General features: G+C 61.3%; 15 protein-coding genes. 8 read left to right on the top strand and 7 right to left on the bottom strand.

From position 1 onward, the window contains the following. Positions 1-2 precede the first annotated feature (2 nt). From mnmG to ACTXGA_RS17090, 4 genes are read left to right on the top strand one after another with little or no spacing between them, the layout of a single operon-like run. Positions 3-1,880, top strand: coding sequence for a tRNA uridine-5-carboxymethylaminomethyl(34) synthesis enzyme MnmG (gene mnmG, locus ACTXGA_RS17105; protein ID WP_443395743.1), 1,878 nt, complete (start codon positions 3-5; stop codon positions 1,878-1,880). After that, positions 1,880-2,494: a 16S rRNA (guanine(527)-N(7))-methyltransferase RsmG gene (gene rsmG, locus ACTXGA_RS17100; RefSeq protein WP_443395741.1), complete on the top strand. Its 615-nt coding sequence runs from the start codon at positions 1,880-1,882 to the stop codon at positions 2,492-2,494. Before mnmG ends, rsmG begins: the two co-directional genes overlap by 1 nt. Next, the gene (locus ACTXGA_RS17095; RefSeq protein WP_443395739.1) at positions 2,487-3,296 is read left to right on the top strand and encodes a ParA family protein; all 810 of its coding nucleotides are present in this window, start codon (positions 2,487-2,489) and stop codon (positions 3,294-3,296) included. The genes rsmG and ACTXGA_RS17095 overlap by 8 nt, the downstream gene beginning before the upstream one ends. Before the next feature lie 26 nt (positions 3,297-3,322). Beyond that, positions 3,323-4,231: a ParB/RepB/Spo0J family partition protein gene (locus ACTXGA_RS17090; RefSeq protein WP_443395737.1), complete on the top strand. Its 909-nt coding sequence runs from the start codon at positions 3,323-3,325 to the stop codon at positions 4,229-4,231. 3 nt (positions 4,232-4,234) lie between these two features. On the opposite strand, the gene hemW is transcribed toward ACTXGA_RS17090, so the two are convergent. The 3 genes from hemW to rph are packed head-to-tail and all read right to left on the bottom strand — an operon-like array spanning position 4,235 to position 6,715. Then, positions 4,235-5,401, bottom strand: a complete 1,167-nt coding sequence (hemW, locus tag ACTXGA_RS17085) for a radical SAM family heme chaperone HemW (protein ID WP_443395735.1) — start codon at positions 5,399-5,401, stop codon at positions 4,235-4,237. Further along, a complete protein-coding gene (gene rdgB, locus ACTXGA_RS17080) occupies positions 5,391-6,005 on the bottom strand; it encodes an RdgB/HAM1 family non-canonical purine NTP pyrophosphatase (protein WP_443395733.1) in 615 nt (204 codons plus the stop codon). Before rdgB ends, hemW begins: the two co-directional genes overlap by 11 nt. Next, the gene (gene rph, locus ACTXGA_RS17075) at positions 6,002-6,715 is read right to left on the bottom strand and encodes a ribonuclease PH (protein WP_443395732.1); all 714 of its coding nucleotides are present in this window, start codon (positions 6,713-6,715) and stop codon (positions 6,002-6,004) included. Before rph ends, rdgB begins: the two co-directional genes overlap by 4 nt. A 109-nt stretch (positions 6,716-6,824) precedes the next feature. Here rph and hrcA point away from each other — a divergent pair, with 109 nt between their 5' ends. Next, positions 6,825-7,892 carry a heat-inducible transcriptional repressor HrcA gene (gene hrcA / locus ACTXGA_RS17070; protein ID WP_443395731.1) on the top strand — a complete coding sequence of 356 codons (1,068 nt, stop codon included), beginning with the start codon at positions 6,825-6,827 and terminating at the stop codon, positions 7,890-7,892. Positions 7,893-7,902: 10 nt separating this feature from the next. After that, on the top strand, positions 7,903-8,466 hold the full coding sequence (locus ACTXGA_RS17065) for a nucleotide exchange factor GrpE (RefSeq protein WP_443395730.1): 564 nt from the start codon (positions 7,903-7,905) through the stop codon (positions 8,464-8,466). Positions 8,467-8,555: 89 nt separating this feature from the next. Here ACTXGA_RS17065 and mutS read toward each other — a convergent pair whose 3' ends face one another. Then, positions 8,556-11,171 (bottom strand): DNA mismatch repair protein MutS, encoded by a 2,616-nt coding sequence (mutS, locus tag ACTXGA_RS17060; protein WP_443395883.1) that lies wholly within the window; start codon positions 11,169-11,171, stop codon positions 8,556-8,558. 136 nt (positions 11,172-11,307) lie between these two features. Between mutS and ACTXGA_RS17055 the strand changes: the two genes are divergently transcribed. Beyond that, complete coding sequence (locus ACTXGA_RS17055) at positions 11,308-13,563, top strand: NADP-dependent malic enzyme (RefSeq protein WP_443395728.1); 2,256 nt, start codon at positions 11,308-11,310, stop codon at positions 13,561-13,563. Between the two features lie 32 nt (positions 13,564-13,595). Continuing rightward, positions 13,596-14,468 carry a ribokinase gene (locus ACTXGA_RS17050; protein WP_443395726.1) on the top strand — a complete coding sequence of 291 codons (873 nt, stop codon included), beginning with the start codon at positions 13,596-13,598 and terminating at the stop codon, positions 14,466-14,468. A gap of 6 nt (positions 14,469-14,474) precedes the next feature. Here ACTXGA_RS17050 and ACTXGA_RS17045 read toward each other — a convergent pair whose 3' ends face one another. The 3 genes from ACTXGA_RS17045 to ACTXGA_RS17035 form a co-directional block, all read right to left on the bottom strand. Beyond that, positions 14,475-15,890: a calcium-binding protein gene (locus tag ACTXGA_RS17045; protein WP_443395724.1), complete on the bottom strand. Its 1,416-nt coding sequence runs from the start codon at positions 15,888-15,890 to the stop codon at positions 14,475-14,477. Positions 15,891-16,172: 282 nt separating this feature from the next. Beyond that, positions 16,173-17,735 carry a calcium-binding protein gene (locus tag ACTXGA_RS17040; protein ID WP_443395722.1) on the bottom strand — a complete coding sequence of 521 codons (1,563 nt, stop codon included), beginning with the start codon at positions 17,733-17,735 and terminating at the stop codon, positions 16,173-16,175. Between the two features lie 350 nt (positions 17,736-18,085). Further along, positions 18,086-19,540, bottom strand: a complete 1,455-nt coding sequence (locus ACTXGA_RS17035) for a calcium-binding protein (protein ID WP_443395720.1) — start codon at positions 19,538-19,540, stop codon at positions 18,086-18,088. Positions 19,541-19,684 lie beyond the last annotated feature (144 nt).

Here is a 19,684-nt window from a genome sequence, read left to right as displayed (position 1 = left end):
GAGTGTTTCACGTGAAACATCAGGCTTTCGACGTCGTTGTCATTGGTGGTGGACACGCCGGTACCGAAGCGGCAGTGGCCTCTGCCCGTATGGGCGCGAAGACCGCTCTTGTCACGCTGCGCAAACAGGATCTGGGGGTCATGTCCTGCAATCCCGCTATTGGTGGATTGGGAAAAGGGCACCTTGTCCGTGAAATTGACGCCATGGACGGGGTCATGGGCCGTATTGCGGATGCGGCAGGAATTCAGTTTCGCCTGTTGAACCGTCGGAAAGGTCCCGCAGTTCAGGGGCCGCGGGCACAGGCCGACCGAAAATTATACGCGCAGGCTATGCAGGCGGAGATCGCAGGATGCCAAGGGCTGACAGTGATCGAGGGCGAGGTCACGGACTTCCTGATCTCATCAGGGCGAGTCGCAGGTGTGGTTCTGGCTGATGGGTCAGAAATCGATTCTGGGTCTGTTGTCCTCACCAGCGGTACATTCCTGCGCGGCGTAATCCATATCGGTGATGTACAAAAGCCCGGTGGCCGGATGGGTGACAAGCCCTCTGTCAAACTGGCTGATCGCATTCGGGACATGGATCTGCCTCTTGGCCGTCTCAAGACGGGGACCCCTCCCCGATTGGATGGACGGACAATCGATTGGCAGGGTTTGGAGATGCAGCCCGGCGATACAGATCCCGTGATGTTTTCCTTCCTGTCCGCTCGACCGGTCGCCCGGCAGATTTCGTGCGGGATCACCCACACGAGCGAGCGGACCCATGACATTATCCGCGCCAACCTTGAACGGTCGGCGATGTACGGCGGCCATATCGATGGTGTCGGCCCGCGTTATTGCCCGTCAATCGAGGACAAGGTGGTCCGATTTTCCGACAAGACCTCCCATCAGGTTTTCCTGGAGCCAGAAGGTCTGGACGTTCCGACAATCTATCCGAACGGCATTTCGACTTCCCTGCCCGTCGATGTTCAGGAAGCCTATGTGCGCAGCATTGCGGGCCTGGAGAGTGTCGAGATTCTGCAACCGGGATATGCCATTGAATACGACTATGTCGATCCGCGTGCCCTGACGGCCAGCCTGTCGGTCAGGGCCATGCCGGGTCTATATCTTGCGGGTCAGATCAACGGCACCACTGGATATGAAGAGGCTGCGGCGCAGGGGCTTGTCGCGGGGTTGAACGCCGCGGCAGAGTCGCAAGGCCGGGATCCGGTTCGGTTTTCAAGGACGGACAGTTATATTGGTGTCATGATCGATGATCTGACCACGCGCGGCGTTACGGAACCTTACCGGATGTTCACGAGCCGTGCGGAGTTCCGCCTGTCCCTGCGTGCTGACAATGCGGACCAACGCCTGACACCGAAGGCGCAAGAACTGGGAATTGTCTCGGAAGAGCGCAGCCGGCGTTTTGAAGATAAGATGCAGGCTTTGAGTAAAGGCCGGGCGGTATTGGAAGATTTGTCCTTCAGCCCCAAAGAGGTTCGGGATCTTGGGATCAACGTGGCTCAGGACGGAACACGGCGGTCGGCCTTTCAACTCCTGTCCTTCAAGGATGTCACGGTAGAGACCCTGTCAGGTCTGAACCCGGCCATTGCGGCTTTGGATGAGGACACGGCGACGCAATTGGGCCGGGAAGCCCTGTACGCGAATTACATCGATCGTCAGGCGCGCGACGTTGAAATCCTCAGAAAAGACGAAGCCCTGTCGATTCCGGCAGACTTCTCCTTCGAGGACCTTCAGGGGTTGTCGAATGAGTTGAAGAGTAAACTTTCACGGACCCGCCCGGAAACCATCGCGCAAGCGGGTCGTATTGATGGAATGACACCGGCGGCGCTGACGCTCATCCTTGCGAAATTGCGCCAACAGGCTCGCAGAGTTGCACAATAATGACTCCTGAAAGCCTCGGCATCGATGTTTCACGTGAAACATGCGCGCGCCTCGATCACTACTTGGCGCTCCTGAAAAAGTGGAACCCACGCATCAACCTCGTTGCGCGGGGCACTCTGGAAGAAGCCGTGGATCGGCATTTCTCGGATTCGGCGCAGCTTCTCCAGATCCTGCCCGAGCCGCCCGAACACTGGGTCGATCTGGGAAGCGGCGGCGGTTTTCCCGGTTTGGTCGTTGCAATCGTTCTGGCGGAAACATCACCGGAGTCGCGCGTGACATTGATCGAATCAGATACCCGAAAAGCCACATTCCTCCGCACGGTCCTGCGGGAAACCGGCGTTGCCGGAGATGTCCTTGCACAGCGTATCGAACAGGCAGAACCGCAGAACACAGGCGTCATCTCGGCCCGGGCCCTTGCCCCCCTGCACAAGCTTTTGGCCTACGCACGACACCATATGGCGCAGGATGGCACCGCCTTGTTCATGAAAGGCGAAAACTGGGAAAAAGAGGTGGAAGAGGCTCGCAAGCAATGGCAATTCTCCTGTACGCCCCATACAAGTAAAACCAACTCCAACGCCGTTGTCCTCGAAATCGGAGACCTCGATCATGTCTGATCCGACTCGCCCCCCGGGTCCGAAAATCATCGCCATCGCAAACCAGAAAGGTGGTGTCGGCAAAACGACGACAACGATCAATCTGGGCGCTGCGCTCTGTGAGCAGGGCCACAAGGTCCTTGTGATCGACCTTGACCCGCAGGGGAATGCGTCGACCGGACTCGGGGTTGAAACCGATGACCGGGAATACACGACCTATGATCTGCTTCTTGGCGAAGTCGATCTGAACCAGGTCATTCACGCCACAGAGACGGAGAATCTGTCCCTTATCCCGGCCACGGTGGATCTCAGCTCCGCGGATATCGAGCTGTTCTCGAACGAAAAACGCAGCTTTCTCCTGCACGACGCCCTGCGCCAACCAGAGATCGACGCCTTTGTCTTTGACGTGATCCTGATCGATTGTCCGCCTTCGCTGAACCTGTTGACGGTCAATGCGATGGTGGCCGCGCATTCCGTTCTCGTTCCGCTGCAAAGTGAATTTTTCGCTCTGGAGGGTCTGTCGCAACTCATGCTGACCATCCGCGAGGTCCGGCAAAGCGCCAACCCCTCCCTGCGGATCGAGGGCATCGTCCTCACCATGTATGACAAGCGCAACAACCTGTCGCAACATGTAGAGGCAGACGCCCGCGCCAACCTTGGTGATCTGGTCTTCTCCACGGTGATTCCGCGAAATGTGCGGGTTTCCGAGGCGCCGTCCTACGCCCTGCCCGTTCTGGCCTATGACACCGCCTCCAAGGGGGCGCAGGCCTATCGGGCGCTGGCCGAAGAACTGCTCAAGAAAACCGACAAGCGCGCCGCCTGAGCGCCCGCAACCAGACGAGGATCGGCATGCAAGACAAGCCCAGGAAAGACACCCGTCGCGGTCTCGGTCGCGGCCTCTCCGCCCTCATGGCCGATGTTGCCCCGGCGCCGGAAGCGGCCCAGGCAGAGTCACCCCGCCGTCCGGACAGGATGCTCCCGATCGAGGCGCTGGTCCCCAACCCGGATCAGCCGCGCCGAACCTTTACGCAGAACCAGCTTGATGAGTTGGCGGCGTCGATCCGGGCCAAGGGCATCATCCAGCCGATCATTGTCCGTCCGGACCCACGGAACGAGGGCAAATTCGAAATCGTCGCGGGTGAACGCCGTTGGCGCGCGGCGCAAATGGCCAAACAGCACGAGGTTCCGGTCCTCGTCCGCAACTTCGATGACACCGAAGTGCTTGAGGTCGCGATCATTGAGAACATCCAGCGAGCCGACCTCAACGCGATTGAAGAGGCTGCGGGCTACAAACAGCTGATGTTCAAGTTTGGGCACACACAGGAAAAACTGGCCGAAGCTCTGGGAAAGAGCCGCAGCCATATCGCGAACCTGATGCGCCTGCTCAATCTGCCCGACAGCGTACAAACTCTTGTCAGTGACGGGTCACTCAGTGCCGGTCACGCCCGGGCCCTGATCACCGCACCGGATCCCGCCGCCCTCGCCCAATCGGTGGTGGCCAAGGGTCTGTCGGTTCGCGAAACGGAAAAGCTGGTCAAGGACGGGCTGCCGACCAAACGCCGCAAGGCGCCCGAGGGCGGCTTTCAGATGGACAAGGACGCCGACACCCGCGCGCTTGAGGGGGATCTTGCAGCCGCGCTTGGGATGAAGGTACGGATCGACCACACGCCGGGACAGGATGCCGGTCGCGTGACGATCTCCTACGACACTCTGGAACAGCTTGACGCCTTGTGTGCCATCCTCAGCTCCGCGCGCTGAGCCTCACGGGATCAGGGCGGCGATCACTGAATTCAGCACCAATCGGCCTTTCGGTGTCGCCTTTAAGACATCTCTGGACTGTTCGATGAGCCCAAGGCCATGAAGGTCTTGGATAGCGCTGAGCGGGGCAATCTCTGGATCAAGTGCATGCAAACGCACTACATCTAGACCATCGCTCAACCTCAACCCCATCATGAGGTACTCTGCGGCCTGATCCGACGTCAAAAGGGTGTCCCGGCTTTCGATCCCGGACCCGGCTTCGGACCGGGACAGCCACTCCCCCGGCATCCGCCAAGACACCGTGGCTTGCCGCACCGGTCCCTGACTGATCCGGCCATGTGCCCCCGGCCCGACGCCCACCCAATCGCCGTAGCGCCAATAAACAAGGTTGTGCCGGGACTGGGCACCGGGCCGCGCATAATTCGACACTTCGTAGCCTTCGAACCCGGCTGACCGGCACATTTCTGCGGTCAGGTCGTACATATCCGCAGCCAGATCTTCGTCCGGAAGCCCCCGCAACCCCCCTGCCCGCGCCCGATCCCAGAAGGCAGTCCCTTCCTCCACGGTCAACTGGTACAGCGATAGGTGATCCGCGGCCATCTCCAGCGCCTCGGACAACTCTTCGCGCCAATCCGTCAGCGTTTGGTCCTGCCGTGCGTAAATCAGGTCGAAACTTACGCGATCAAACACGGACCGGGCCACGGAAAAGGCCGCACGCGCCTCATCGACATCATGCAACCGGCCCAGCCGTCGCAAATCCGGCCCCCGCAGGCTTTGCACGCCCAGCGACACCCGGTTCACACCGGCCTTTGCGTAGCCTTCAAACCGCCCGGCTTCGACCGACCGTGGATTGGCCTCCAGCGTCACCTCGATATCGTTGGCAAAGGTCCAACACTCCCGTGCGGCCGTGATCACGACTTCCACCGTTTCCGGCGCCATCAGCGAGGGCGTGCCGCCGCCAAAGAAGATCGAACTTAATACCCGACCCGGCGTTTCCTGCCCGGCTCGGCGCACCTCATCGGCCAACGCCCGCGCCCAGCGGGTCTGGTCGATCTGGCGCACCACGTGGCTGTTGAAGTCGCAATAGGGGCATTTGGCCTCGCAAAAGGGCCAATGCACATACAGGCCGAACCCGCCGGCCTGCCATGTTTCGGGCGATTTATGCGCCAAAGCACCCGGCCACGAATTTGGCAAAGGCGTCCGCCCGGTGCGAAATCTGGTTCTTTTCCCAGCGATCCATCTCGCCAAAGGTCACATCGTAGCCCTGCGGCATGAAAATCGGGTCATAGCCATGGCCCTGCGATCCCCGCATCGGCCAGACCACCTTACCCTCCATCACGCCGGGAAAGACCGCGTCCTCGCCATCCGGCCAGGCCAGCACCAGCGTACAGCAGAACCGCGCGGTCCAAGGTTCCTCTGCCCCGCGTTCGACCAGCAACCGGTGGGACTTTTCCATCGCCATGACAAAGTCGCGCCCGGTCGGGGTTTCTGCCCAATCCGCGGTGTAGACACCCGGGGCCTTGTCCAGGGCGTCGATCTCGATCCCGGAATCATCCGCCAAAGCGGGCAAACCGGTGGCCGAGGCCGCCGCATGGGCCTTGATCCGCGCGTTTTCCACAAAGGTCGTGCCGGTTTCCTCCGGTTCGGGGAGGCCCAGTTCGGCCGCACCCACGCAGGTCACGCCATAAGGCTCCAGCAGGGCTGCGATCTCGTCCAGCTTGCCTTGGTTGTGCGTGGCCACCAGCAGCCGGTCACCTTCGAACCGGCGCGTCACCGGACCGCGGCCTGTTGGATTGCCACAAGCTCGGACACACCTTTGTCGGCCAGATCCATCAGTTCAGCCATCTGGGGCCGCGAGAATGTGGATCCTTCGGCGCTCATCTGCACCTCGATCAGCTGTCCGTCGCCGCGCAGGATAAAGTTGCCGTCGACACCGGCCTCTGAATCCTCGGGGTAATCCAGATCCAGAACCGGCTGCCCGGCATAGATGCCACAGCTGACTGCCGCCACCTCGGATACCAGTGGATCGGTCACGATATCCCCAACCTTCATCAGGCGGTTCACGGCCATACGCAGGGCCACCCAGCCGCCGGTGATCGCCGCGCAGCGGGTGCCGCCATCGGCCTGGATCACGTCGCAGTCCACGGTGATCTGACGTTCACCCAGCGCATTGCGGTCCACCCCGGCGCGCAGCGCGCGCCCGATCAGCCGCTGGATCTCGATGGTGCGGCCACCCTGCTTGCCGGCCTGCGCCTCACGCCGCATCCGGGTGGAGGTCGACCGGGGCAGCATGCCGTATTCCGCGGTCACCCAACCCTGTCCGGATCCCTTGATGAAGGGCGGTACTCGCTCCTCCAGAGAGGCGGTGCACAGCACATGGGTATCGCCCACCTTGATCAGGCAGGACCCTTCTGCATGTTTGGTCACACCGGTTTCGATTGAAACGGCGCGCATTTCGCTTAGATTTCGTCCGGACGGTCGCATGATCCACCTCTTTCTGGTCACGTCCGGGATAGACAGCCGCACGGCGGATATGCAACCCCGATTGACGTCTTGGCCAAGCACTCTTTAATGGCTTCAACGAGGGCATAGGATGACCGAGGCAAAAAAAATTCTCAGTGACCTGAACGATCGCTCGCGCGAAGTCTTTCGCAAGGTGGTCGAAGGATACCTGTCCAGCGGCGAACCGGTGGGGTCGCGCACGCTGACGCGCAGCCTGTCGGAAAAGGTATCCGCCGCCACGATCCGCAACGTGATGCAGGATCTCGAATTCCTCGGCTTGCTGGACAGTCCGCATGTCTCTGCCGGGCGCGTGCCGACGCAGATGGGCCTCAGGATGTTTGTCGATGGCCTGCTTGAGGTTCGCGAACTCGATAATCAGGATCGCGAAAAGCTGGATGCCACGCTGGGCAGCAATTCCGGCGATGTCTCGGGTCTTCTGGATGCGGTCGGCTCTGCGCTGTCGGGTGTCACCCATGGCGCCTCTCTGGTTCTCAGCCCGAAACACGAAGCCCCGCTGAAACACATCGAATTCGTCAGTCTTGCGCACGATCGCGCGCTGGTGGTGATCGTCTTCGCCGATGGTCACGTGGAAAACCGGGTGTTCACGCCGCCCCCGGGCCTGACCCCCAGCGCCATGCGCGAGGCCGCCAATTTCGTGAACGCGCTGGTCGAGGGGCGCACCCTGTCGGAACTGCGCCGGGTCTTTCAGGAGGAAATCGCCAAGCGCCGCCGGGAAATCGACAGCCTTGCCGCGGATCTGATCGATGCCGGTATCGCCGTCTGGGACGGCACCGGCGACAGCAGCGAACGGCTGATCGTACGCGGTCGCGCCAATCTTCTGGGTGAGGATTCGGCGCAGGAAGAGGAGCTGGACCGCATCCGCAGCCTCTTTGATGACCTTGAACGCAAGCGGGACATCGCCGAATTCCTCGAACTGACCGACGAAGGCGAAGGGGTGCGCATTTTTATCGGCTCAGAGAACAAACTTTTCTCACTTTCGGGTTCCTCTCTGGTGGTCTCTCCATATATGAACGCGGACCGAAAGATCATCGGCGCGGTGGGCGTGATTGGCCCCACCCGCCTCAACTACGGTCGGATTGTCCCGATCGTCGACTACACGGCTCAACTGGTCGGGCGCATGATCGCCGACCGGCGTTAGAGGTAAAGGCATGGCAGACCCGAAAAAGGATGATTTTCTCGACGATATCGAAGCGGCCGCCGCCGAAGAGCAGGCCGAAATGACCGAGGAGATCGATGACGTGGCGCTGGAACTGGATACGCTTCGCGCAGAGCGCGATGACCTGAAAGACAAGTTCATGCGCGCCCTGGCGGATGCGGAAAACGCCCGCAAACGTGCAGACAAGGACCGGCGCGAGGCGCAGGCCTACGGTGGCACGCGCATCGCGCGCGACCTGCTGCCGGTCTACGACAACCTGAACCGCGCCCTTGACGCCGCACAGGAAGGCGACAGCGAGGCCTCGGTGGCATTGGTCGAAGGCGTGGAATTGACGCTCAAGGAGCTGCTCAAGGTCTTCGAACGGCACGGCGTGACCCGCATCAGCCCCCAGGTCGGCGAACGTTTTGACCCGCAACAGCACGAGGCTATGTTCGAAGCCCCGGTGCCGGGCACCAAGGCGGGCGACATCATCCAGGTCTCCGCCGAGGGATTCCTGCTTTACGACCGGCTGCTGCGTCCCGCGCAGGTTGGCGTCAGCTCGATGCCGGCATCCTGAACGGGCGGGCACGGACGCCCACCCTGCCCTGATTTCCAACGGCTTCCCCCATGGGAGGCCGTTTTTCTTTGCGGGGCATTTGCCAACCGTCAGTCCGGTGCCAGCAGCGCCTTGAGGTCATACAGCGCCTGCAGGGCGTCGCGTGGTGACAGCTCATCCGGCATGAGATCGCGCAGCTTTTCCTCTACCGCCGATGTTTCACGGGAAACCGGCGGTTCCGGCATACGGGCCGCGGCGGAAAAGAGCGGCAGATCGTCGATCAGCGCCTTGGGACTGGTGCGTTCGCGTTCACCCTTTTCCAAGGCTTCCAGCACGTCGCGGGCCCGCGCGATCACCGGCGCGGGCAGACCTGCCAGTTGGGCAACCTGCACGCCATAGGACCGATCCGCCGCACCATCGTGGACCTCGTGCAGAAAGATCACCTCACCGTCCCATTCCTTGACAGCGACAGTGGCGTTCCGGACGCCATCCAGCTTGCCGGCCAGGGCAGTTAGTTCATGGTAATGCGTGGCAAACAGCCCGCGAACGCGATTGACAGCCTGCAAATGCTCCAGCGTGGCCCAGGCGATGGACAACCCGTCATAGGTGGCCGTGCCGCGCCCGATCTCGTCAAGGATCACCAGCGCGCGTTCGTCGGCCTGATTGAGGATCGCGGCGGTTTCCACCATTTCCACCATGAAGGTCGACCGCCCGCGCGCCAGATCGTCACTCGCGCCCACGCGGCTGAAAATCTGGCTGACCAGTCCCACATGCGCGGATTGCGCAGGCACATAGGATCCCATCTGCGCCAGCAGGGCGATCAGCGCGTTCTGGCGCAGGTAGGTCGACTTACCGGCCATGTTCGGGCCGGTCAGCAGGGTGACCGCTGCCCCCTGCCCTTCGGCGTTCAATCGGCAGTCGTTGGCGATGAACGGCGTCCCGCTGGTGCTCAGCGCGGCCTCCACCACCGGATGACGCCCGGCGACCACCTCGAAAGCGCGGCTGTCGTCCACCTGCGGCAGGCACCAATCGCGTTGCCGGGCCAGTTCCGCCAGTCCCAGCGCCAGATCGAATTCCGCCAACGCGAGCGCCAGATCGGAGAGCACCGGCGCGGCGTCCAGAACCGCGCCTCTCAGACCGTCAAAAATGCGCCGCTCGATTTCCAGCGCCTCATTCCCTGCGTTCAGGATGCGGCGTTCGAGTTCCGAAAGCTCTACCGTGGTGAAGCGCACCTGGTTGGCGGTGGTCTGGCGGTGGATGAATCGTTCGGACAGCGCGTGCATCTTGTCCGCGTGAACGGCTGTCACTTCGATGAAATAACCCAGCACGTTGTTATGCTTGATCTTAAGAGACCCGATGCCTGTATCCGTACTGTATTCACCTTGCATACGAGCGATGACCCCGCGCCCCTCATCCCGCAGGGTCCGGGCCTCGTCCAGAGCGGCGTCATATCCGGGGGCGACAAACCCGCCGTCCGAGACCCGCAGCCCCGGTTCCGCGATCAAGGCGGTTTCCAGCAGCGCCAGCAATTCCTCCTGCCCGGTCAACGCGGTCAAAGATCGTTGCAACAGATCCGGCAGGTCCAACCCGGACAGCCTCTGCGCCAGCACCTCTGCCTGTTCCAGCGCCGACCGCACAGCGGCCAGATCGCGCGGTCCGCCGCGATCCAGACCCAGCCGGGACAGGGCGCGATCCACATCCGGCACCCGGCGCAAGGCGTCCCGCATGGTGTCCGACATGGACCCCTCGACCCCCCAGCGCACCGCCTCCAGCCGTTCGCGGATCACGGTCAGATCGCGCGAGGGCGAAGACACCCGCCGTTCCAACAACCGGGCGCCGGCCGAGGTCACCGTCATGTCGATGACCGACAGCAGCGATCCGGCGCGCCCGCCCTGCAGGCTGGAGGTCAGTTCGAGATTGCGGCGCGTCGCGGCGTCGATCTGCAGGATACGCGATACCTGTTCCTGACGCGGCGGACGCAACAGGGGCAACCGCCCCTTCTGCGTGATATCGAGGTAATCGACGAGGGCCCCCATGGCCGACAGCTCCGCCCGCCCGAAGGTCCCGAAGCCGGACAAGGTCTGAACTTTGAACAGGTCGCAAAGCCGGCCCTCTGCCGCACCGGAATCGAAAGAGGCCGCGCCCAGCACCGTGGGTTCAATCCCCAACTCGCCCAGCACCTCGCGAAGCGTCTCTTCGACACCGTCAGAGGCCAGAACCTCGGACGGGGCCAGCCGCGCCAGTTCCGCGCCGATGCGGGCCCGGCCAAGCGGCATGACGTGAAACGCGCCGGTCGAGATATCGGTCCAGGCAAGTGCCCAGTCATCCCGAACACAGCCCAGCGCGGCGAGGAAGTTGTGCCGCCGCGCCTCCAGCAGCGATTCTTCGGTCAGGGTGCCGGGTGTCACTAGCCGCACGACGTCTCGCTTGACCACGGATTTATAGCCGCGTTTCTTGGCTTCTTCCGGGCTTTCCAACTGTTCGCCCACTGCCACGCGAAATCCCTTGCGGATCAGCGTCAGCAAATAGCCCTCTGCCGCATGCACCGGCACGCCGCACATGGGAATGTCATCGCCCGCGTGTTTGCCGCGTTTGGTCAGCGCAATATCCAGCGCCGCGCTGGCCGCGACCGCGTCATCGAAGAACAACTCATAGAAGTCACCCATGCGATAGAACAGCAACGCATCGGGGTACTGTGCCTTGATCTCAAGGTACTGCGCCATCATCGGCGTGACGGCGTTATCCTTGGCTGTCGTCTTTCCCGCTTTGTTAGCGCTCACGTAGCTTCCCCCCGGCGGTTTCGCGTGACAATAAGGTGAGCAATCCGCGGGGAAAACCGCAAAACGGCCGGATGGAGGGGACATGTCCAAACGCAGATTCACCCGTGAAGAGGCTCTGGCCTTTCACCTTGAACCGACGCCGGGCAAATGGGAGGTGCAGGCCACCGTCCCGATGACGACACAACGCGATCTCAGCCTTGCCTATTCCCCGGGCGTGGCCGTGCCGTGCGAGGATATCGCCGCGAACCCCGAACTGGCCTATGACTATACCAACAAGGGCAACCTTGTGGCCGTGATCTCGAACGGGACCGCCGTGCTGGGGCTGGGCAACCTTGGCGCGCTGGGGTCGAAACCGGTGATGGAGGGCAAATCTGTCCTGTTCAAACGCTTTGCCGATGTGAACAGCATCGATATCGAGCTGGACACCGAAGACCCCGACGCGTTCTGCCAGGCGGTCAAGCTGATGGGGCCGACTTTTGGCGGCATCAACCTGGAAGACATCAAGGCGCCCGAGTGTTTCATCATCGAGCAGCGGCTCAAGGAAGAGATGGATATTCCCGTCTTCCACGATGACCAGCACGGCACGGCGGTGATCTGTGCCGCCGGTCTGATCAACGCGCTGCACATCTCTGGCAAGAAGATCGAGGACTGCAAGATTGTCCTGAACGGGGCCGGGGCCGCCGGGATCGCCTGTCTGGAACTGATCAAGTCGATGGGCGCGCGGCACGAAAACTGCATCATGTGCGACACCAAGGGCGTGATCTACCAAGGCCGTACCGAGGGCATGAACCAGTGGAAATCGGCCCATGCGGTGGTGACGGAGGCACGCTCGCTTGAGGATGCGATGGTGGGTGCGGATGTGTTCCTTGGCGTTTCGGCCAAGGGGGCGGTGACGCAGGACATGGTCGCCAGCATGGCTGACAACCCGGTGATCTTTGCCATGGCCAACCCCGATCCGGAAATCACCCCGGAAGAGGCGCATGAGGTGCGGGTGGATGCCATCGTCGCCACGGGACGCAGCGATTACCCGAACCAGGTCAACAACGTCCTCGGCTTTCCCTATCTGTTCCGCGGCGCGCTGGACATTCATGCCCGCGCCATCAACGATGAGATGAAGATCGCTTGTGCGCAGGCGCTGGCCGATCTCGCACGGGAGGATGTGCCGGACGAGGTGGCGTTGGCCTATGGCAAGTCGCTGACCTTTGGCCGGGACTACATCATTCCCACGCCGTTTGACCCGCGGCTGATCCACCGGATTCCGCCGGCCGTTGCCAAGGCGGGGATGGAAACCGGTGCCGCGCGCCGTCCCATCGTCGATATGGAGGCCTATGAGCACCGGCTTCAGGGCCGGATGGACCCGACCGCCTCGATCCTGCGGTCGATCAACGCACGGGCGCGGGCGGCACAGGCGCGGATGATCTTTGCCGAGGGCGATGATCCGCGCGTGTTGCGCGCGGCGGTGATGTATCAGCGATCGGGCCTTGGCAAGGCAATGGTCGTTGGCCGCGATTCCGACGTGAAGGAAAAGCTGGAACAGGCGGGTCTTGCCGACGCGGTGCGCGAGTTGGAGGTGGTGAACGCCGCCAACACCCGGCATCTCGATGCCTACAAGGACTTCCTGTACGAGCGTCTGCAGCGCCGGGGTATGGACCGGCAGGACATTCACCGGCTGGCCGCGCGCGACCGGCATGTCTTTGCCGCGCTGATGCTGGCGCACGGGCATGGTGACGGTCTGGTTACCGGGGCGACGCGGAAATCGGCGCATGTGCTGCAACTTATCAACCACGTCTTTGACGCCGATGCCGCGCATGGTGCGGTGGGTGTGACCGCGTTGTTGCAAAAGGGGCGGATCGTGCTCATCACCGATACGCTGGTGCATGAATGGCCCGATGAAGAGGATCTTGCCAATATCGCCGAACGGGCCGCCGGTGTCGCGCGGCATCTGGGGCTGGAGCCGCGCGTGGCCTTCGTGTCCTTCTCAACCTTCGGCTATCCGGTGTCTGAACGCGCCGAAAAGATGCATCAGGCCCCCCGCGTGCTGGACCGGCGCGGCGTGAACTTTGAATACGAGGGTGAAATGACCGTGGACGTTGCGCTGAACGTCAAGGCGCAGGAGCTTTACCCGTTCCAGCGTCTGACCGGCCCGGCCAATATCCTTGTTGTGCCCGCGCGGCACTCGGCCTCGATTTCCGTCAAGCTGATGCAGGAGATGGCGGGCGCCACGGTGATCGGCCCGATCCTGTCCGGTGTCGACCAGCCGATCCAGATCTGTTCGACGTCATCGACCGCCAATGACATCCTGAACATGGCGGTTCTGGCGGCGAACAAAATCGGCTGACGGTGCAGGGGCCAGACAGACAGGAGACAGGCATGACGATCTTCAACCTCGGCTCCATCAACATCGATCTCTTTTACCGGGTGCCGCATCTGCCGGGCCCGGGAGAGACGCTTGCCGCGCGCAGTTTTCATCGCGGGCTGGGCGGGAAGGGGGCCAACATGTCGGTCGCTGCCGCCCGGGCCGCCGCGCGCTGCGTTCATATCGGGGCCGTTGGTGGTGACGGTGGCTGGACCGTTCAGCGGTTGATGGAATACGGCGTGTATACACAGTATATTTCGACCGTCTCCGCCGACACCGGCAATGCGCTGATCGCCATTGATGATGCCGGTGAGAACAACATCATCCTCTATCCCGGCGCCAACCACGCGATCGACGAAGAGCAACTGCGCACCGCTCTGAATGACGCGCAGGCCAGCGACATCTTTCTCACCCAGAACGAAACCAACGCCCAACGCACCGGGGCCGAGATGGCATCGGCCAAGGGGATGCGGATCGCCTATGCGGCGGCGCCCTTTGATGCAGAGGCGGTGCAGGAGGTTCTGCCCCTGCTGGATCTGTTGTTCCTGAACGAGGTCGAGGCCGAGCAGTTGCAGGCGGCAACCGGTAAAGGCCCGCAGGATCTGCCGGTGCGCGACGTGATCGTGACCCTGGGCGGGGAGGGCGCGCGCTGGTACAACACCGATACCGGTGAGGTGCAAAGCTTTGACGCCGTACCGGTGACCCCGGTCGATACGACCGGGGCCGGGGACACGTTCACTGGTTACGTACTTGCCGGGCTGGACCGGGGCCTGCCCATGGCGCAGGCCATCGGGCAGGCAATGATCGCCGGCGCGATCATGGTCACGCGGGAAGGGACCGCAGACGTGATCCCGGACCTGCGCGACGTGCAGGATTTTGCGGGCTGAACGGCGTTACAGCACGAAATCGTCCGCCGTCAGGCCGGTGACATTGGCGACGCGGATCTCTGCATCCGCTGCGCCGTCGCCATTGGCATCCAGTTGCACGATGGTCGACCCGGTGGCGGTTTCGACCAAACGCAGTTCCGGGTTGCCGGAGGGGGCAAAACCACCGGTGCCGCGGAATTCGAAGACACCCGGCGACAGGCCCGCAACCACGATCAGGTCAACGCCCTGTTCGAAATCGAGGATCTGGTCGCGGTTGGCGCCGACCACGGTTTCTGCCGTGCTGCGAAAGACAAAGTTGTCCGCGTCCTGACCGCCGGTCAGCAGGTCAAAGCCCAGGCCGCCGGCAAGATCATCTTCGCCCGCGCGGCCGCGCAGGATGTCATTTCCGCTTTCGCCTTCGAGAATGTCATCGCCGTTGCCGCCATCCATCGTGTCATTGTTGCTGCCGCCTTCCAGAAGGTCGCTGCCGTCCTGACCAACAAGAATGTCATTGCCGGATCCGCCGATGATGGTGTCATCGCCGGCATTGCCATTCATCGTATCGTTGCCGGATCCGCCGTCCATCTCGTCATTGCCTTCACCGCCCAGCAGCATGTCTTCGTCCGCGCCGCCGAACAGGTAGTCGTCGCCACCACGACCCACCAACAGATCATCTCCGCTGCCGCCGTCGAGTTCGTCGTAGAGCGCACCACCGGAGAGGGTATCGTTGTCCTGGTCACCGTAGACCCGGCCGACGACAGAACCGCCTCCGCCCTCATACCGATCATTGCCATCGTCGAGATAGATGTTCCCGTTCATGACACCGGCATTGTAGATGTTGTTGGCTCCGGTTCCGGAGGAGGCAGTGTAGCTGCCCGCCCCGCCTGTGATCGTGCCGGTGTTATGCAGGAATGAATTCCCGGTCGAGCCGGATTGCCAGTTGGCGTAGATCCCATATCCGTTGAGCGCAACGATGTCGCCCGAGTTGACGATCCGGGTGAAGCCGGTTCCGCCGTCGACAACCACGGCGTCCGAAAACGCCTGAATGATTCCGCTGTTGATTACGTCGATATCCGCATTGCCGTCGGAATCGGCAAGTTGAACGGCGTCTTCGCCGGACATGATCGTGCCCGTGTTCTGCACATAGGCCCGGCTGGTGATGGTCGCAAGGATCGTGTCGCCGTTGGATGAAGAGACAAAGCCGGACGGTCCGACGATCATTTCAATACCGCCGCCGACGGCCTCGACCGCGCGGTGGTTTCCGGGCGAATTCGCCGCAAGGGTGCCATTTACTGTGAGATAGTTGACAAAGGCGCCACTGGAGACGAGGGCATCCGCGCCGGTGACCACAAGTTCGGCATCGTGGTTGGTGAGAAAGCCGGTTTCGTTTCCGACCAACGTGCGCGCAGCGCTGGAGAAGCCTGTGAGTACAAAACTCGCCATTTGGAAATTCCTTCTGAAAAAAGGTTAGCGTTCGCTCGGCAGCCGAGACGCGTGAAAAAAACAGTCATCAAATGCGGGTCACGCGTTGAAAATACAGTCTCGCGCCGCCGCAATCAGAATAGCAGATTCGGGGCAGAATGTTGAGAGCGTTACACGCATAGGCGGAGTATGGCCGAGACAAACGGGCCTATTGCGGGGGTCCAAGAAGCCGTGACTCAAGCGTTCGAAAACAAAAAACCCCCGGCGATGGGCTCGCCGGGGGCTAAATAGGGTCAAACGGGATTACAGGACGAAATCGTCCGCCGTCAGACCGGTCACGTTGGCCACACGAATTTCAGAATCGGCCGCGCCGTCCCCGTTGGAATCCAGTTGCACGATGGTCGACCCGGTGGCCGTTTCGATCAGGCGCAGTTCCGGGTTGCCGGAGGGGGCAAAACCCGCCGTGCCCCTGAACTCGAACACACCCGGCGACAGGCCCGCCACGACGATCAGGTCAAGACCCTGTTCGAAATCGAGAATCTGATCACGCAGGGCGCCAACAGCGGTTTCCGCCGTGCTGCGGAACACGAACAGATCTGCATCCTGACCACCTGTCAGCAGATCAAAGCCAAGACCCCCGGCCAGCTCATCCTCACCGGCGCGGCCGCGCAGGATGTCGTTGTCTTCGTCGCCTTCGAGGACATCGTCCCCGTTGCCACCGTCCATGGTATCGTTGCCGGAACCACCCTCAAGTTCGTCGCTGCCGTCCTGACCGACGAGGATATCGTTGCCGCTGCCGCCGAGGATGGTGTCATCGCCGCCGTTGCCGTTCAACGTATCATTATCGACGCCACCATCGATGCCATCGTTGCCTTCGCCACCAAGGATGATGTCGTTGCCACTGTCGCCATCCAGCAGGTCATCGCCGCCGCGGCCAATGACCGTGTCATCGCCCGCACCGCCAGCCATGTCGTCGGAGCTATTGCCACCCAGGAGGGTATCGTTGCCGATTTCACCATCAATGAAGCCGTTGACCACGCCACCGTTGTTGTCGAAGAAGTCGTTGCCACCGCCCAGATCGACGTCGCCGATGACTTCACCGGTGTTTCTGAAAATGTCGTTGCCATCGTCAAGATCGACAGCGCGGAAGTTGCTGTTGGTGGCCAAGAGGCCGCTGTTGTCCAGAATCACGTCGGAGTTCCGGGACGTGTACACCGCCTCGGACGCGGCGGTAATCTCACCAGAGTTGGAGAACCGCACCGTAGAGGCGTCACCCGCAAAGAAAATGACTGCATCGCCGGTTGTGGCCGTGATGGTGCCGGTGTTGGTGATGTAGTTTATCCCGGTATCGCCAACGTCAGCAGTCAACTCCACCACGTCGTCGGTCCCGACGATGGTTCCCGAGTTGAAAATTTCCCAAAGCCCGGTGCCCACGTCCACGTCAATCGTGTTGTTGTCGTTGGAGGTGATAAGGCCTGTATTGATCAGGTTGAAGGTCGCCGCGCCGTCGCTGTCCAAAAAGTCGATGGCGTCCCCGCTCGAAGAATGGATGGTGCCGTGGTTGACGATCTGCGCCAGTGTAGAGAGGTTCAGGTCAAGCGTGCCGCCGGTCGGGTTTTCGGCGTCGATCACGCCGTCCTTGCCATTCAGCAGTTCGAACACACTGCCGTCGGCATCGATACCCGAAAAGCCACCACCATAGGCATAGATAAAGCCGTGGTTGCTGACCCAGTTGGTGCCTGTGGTCGCAACGATGGCATCTGCACCGGTGATGTAAAGAGTGCCGTCGCGGTCGATAAAGCCGCTTTCAGAACCGATAAGCGAACGAGCGGTTGTTGAAAAACTTCCCAGGCCAAAATCAGCCATTTGTATAACTCCTTTAAAAGATTGAGTTCATTATGCCCGGTGGGCGCGTGCTCCCTGTTCTTTCCTCAAGTTGTTTTTTCAATAATTTCACAGGCCTAAACAGGCCGCATACACACGGACAAGATTGTTAACCACCTGGTCAAAGTCGGGCAAATTTTAAAACCGCCATTGACAGATGCCCAACAGTCGCACGCCGGGGCGTGTTTGGGGCGATTCGTCAGGTCGTTTCAGGAGATGATGCGTGCACCGCCGCTGGACGGGCGGTGATCCGACCAATCGTCGGTTTCGCTGAGTTCAAATGCAATAGCCCCCGGCGAAATGGTCACCGGGGGCTGAATGTTGTCATCGGTTCAGAGGACAAAGTCGTCTGCTGTCAGCCCTGTCACATTGGCGACGCGGATCTCTGCGTCCTGCGTTCCGTCGCCATTGTTGTCCAGCAGCACAAGGGTCGAACCGGAGGCGGTTTCGATCAGGCGCAGTTCCGGGTTTCCTGACGGGGCAAAACCCGCCGTGCCCCTGAACTCGAAAACACCCGGTGACAGACCCGCCACGACGATCAGGTCCTCACCTTGTTCGAAGTCGAGGATCTGGTCGCGCAGGGCTCCGACGGCGGTTTCCGCAGTGCTGCGGAACACGAACAGATCCGCATCCTGGCCGCCGGTCAGCAGGTCGAACCCAAGGCCCCCGGCCAATTCGTCCTCACCGGCGCGACCGCGCAGGATGTCATTCCCGCTGCCCCCTTCGAGGATGTCGTCGCCATTGCCGCCGTCCATCGTGTCATTGTCACCACCACCTTCCAGATAGTCGCTTCCGTCCTGACCGACGAGGATATCGTTGCCGTTATCGCCCAGAATTGTGTCATCTCCGGCATTGCCGTTCAGGACGTCGTTGTTGAGACCGCCGTCAAACACATCGTTTCCATTCCCGCCAAACACCGTGTCGTCGCCGGCTCCGCCGTCCAGCGTATCGTCCCCGTCATGGCCAACCAGCAGGTCATTGTCGGAACCACCGTTGAAAAAATCGTTGCCGGAGGCGCCCAACAGGGTGTCGTTGCCGGCGTCGCCATTCACGCTCAGCGATACGGACCCGTCTCCAATCCCGCGATAGAGGTCTGCGCCCCCATTGAGATCGACGCTACCGATGATGGTGCCGGAGTTGCTGACCGTATCGGATTCGTTCCCAGTTAGCAGAACGGTTCCGCCAGCATCGCCAAGGTTGTCAATGATTTCTCCGGTGTTGGTGATCCGCGCAGCCGATCCTGAGAACGCATCGATAAACGAAGTTATGATCGTGCCCGTATTCGTCAGGGTGGCGAACCCCGTGGCACTCATGCCCAGTTCACCGCCCTTCATGGTGCCGCTGTTAAAGACCTGGATATTGCGCATGTCAGAATCATCGAAAATGATCGCGGCTTCCGACAAAGACACCATACTGCCCGCGTTCATCACGAGCAGGTCGAAGGCGGCCGAGGCATCGATATCGATGGGTTCTTGATCGGCTGTGATCGTCCCATAGTTGACGATACGGTGACTGCCGGTGGCCACAGCGCTTTGGATGTCGATCCCGTCCGAAAGGCCTTGTATCACGCCGTAATTCACGATGTGGCTGAATTGCGAGAAGACCTCGACAGCCTCACTTCCTGAAAAAACATCTCCGTAGTTGTGGAACTCTGTTTGCTGTCCTCCCGCTGCCAGGTTGACCGCGTCACCGGTAGATCGGATGCTGTTCCCCGGCATGAGAAAGGTTTCGTCACCATTGGCAATCGTTACGAGGGCGGCAGAACCAAAAAGAAAATTAACAGCCATAATCACTGTCTCCCAGCAAATGTTTCGTTTTTGACCGGTCACATTCCATCGCGTCGTGCGACAACCCGGCCATCAGAAACATACAAAGAAAGACACAAAATTAAACTTTTTGTGGGAATGACATCATTGGCAGCGAGCCATGAC

Origin of the sequence: Antarctobacter jejuensis (assembly GCF_052266595.1) — a bacterium.
GTDB lineage: Bacteria > Pseudomonadota > Alphaproteobacteria > Rhodobacterales > Rhodobacteraceae > Antarctobacter > Antarctobacter jejuensis.
Note: the sequence above shows the minus strand (reverse complement) of the source record. Positions and strands in the feature narration are given on the sequence as shown.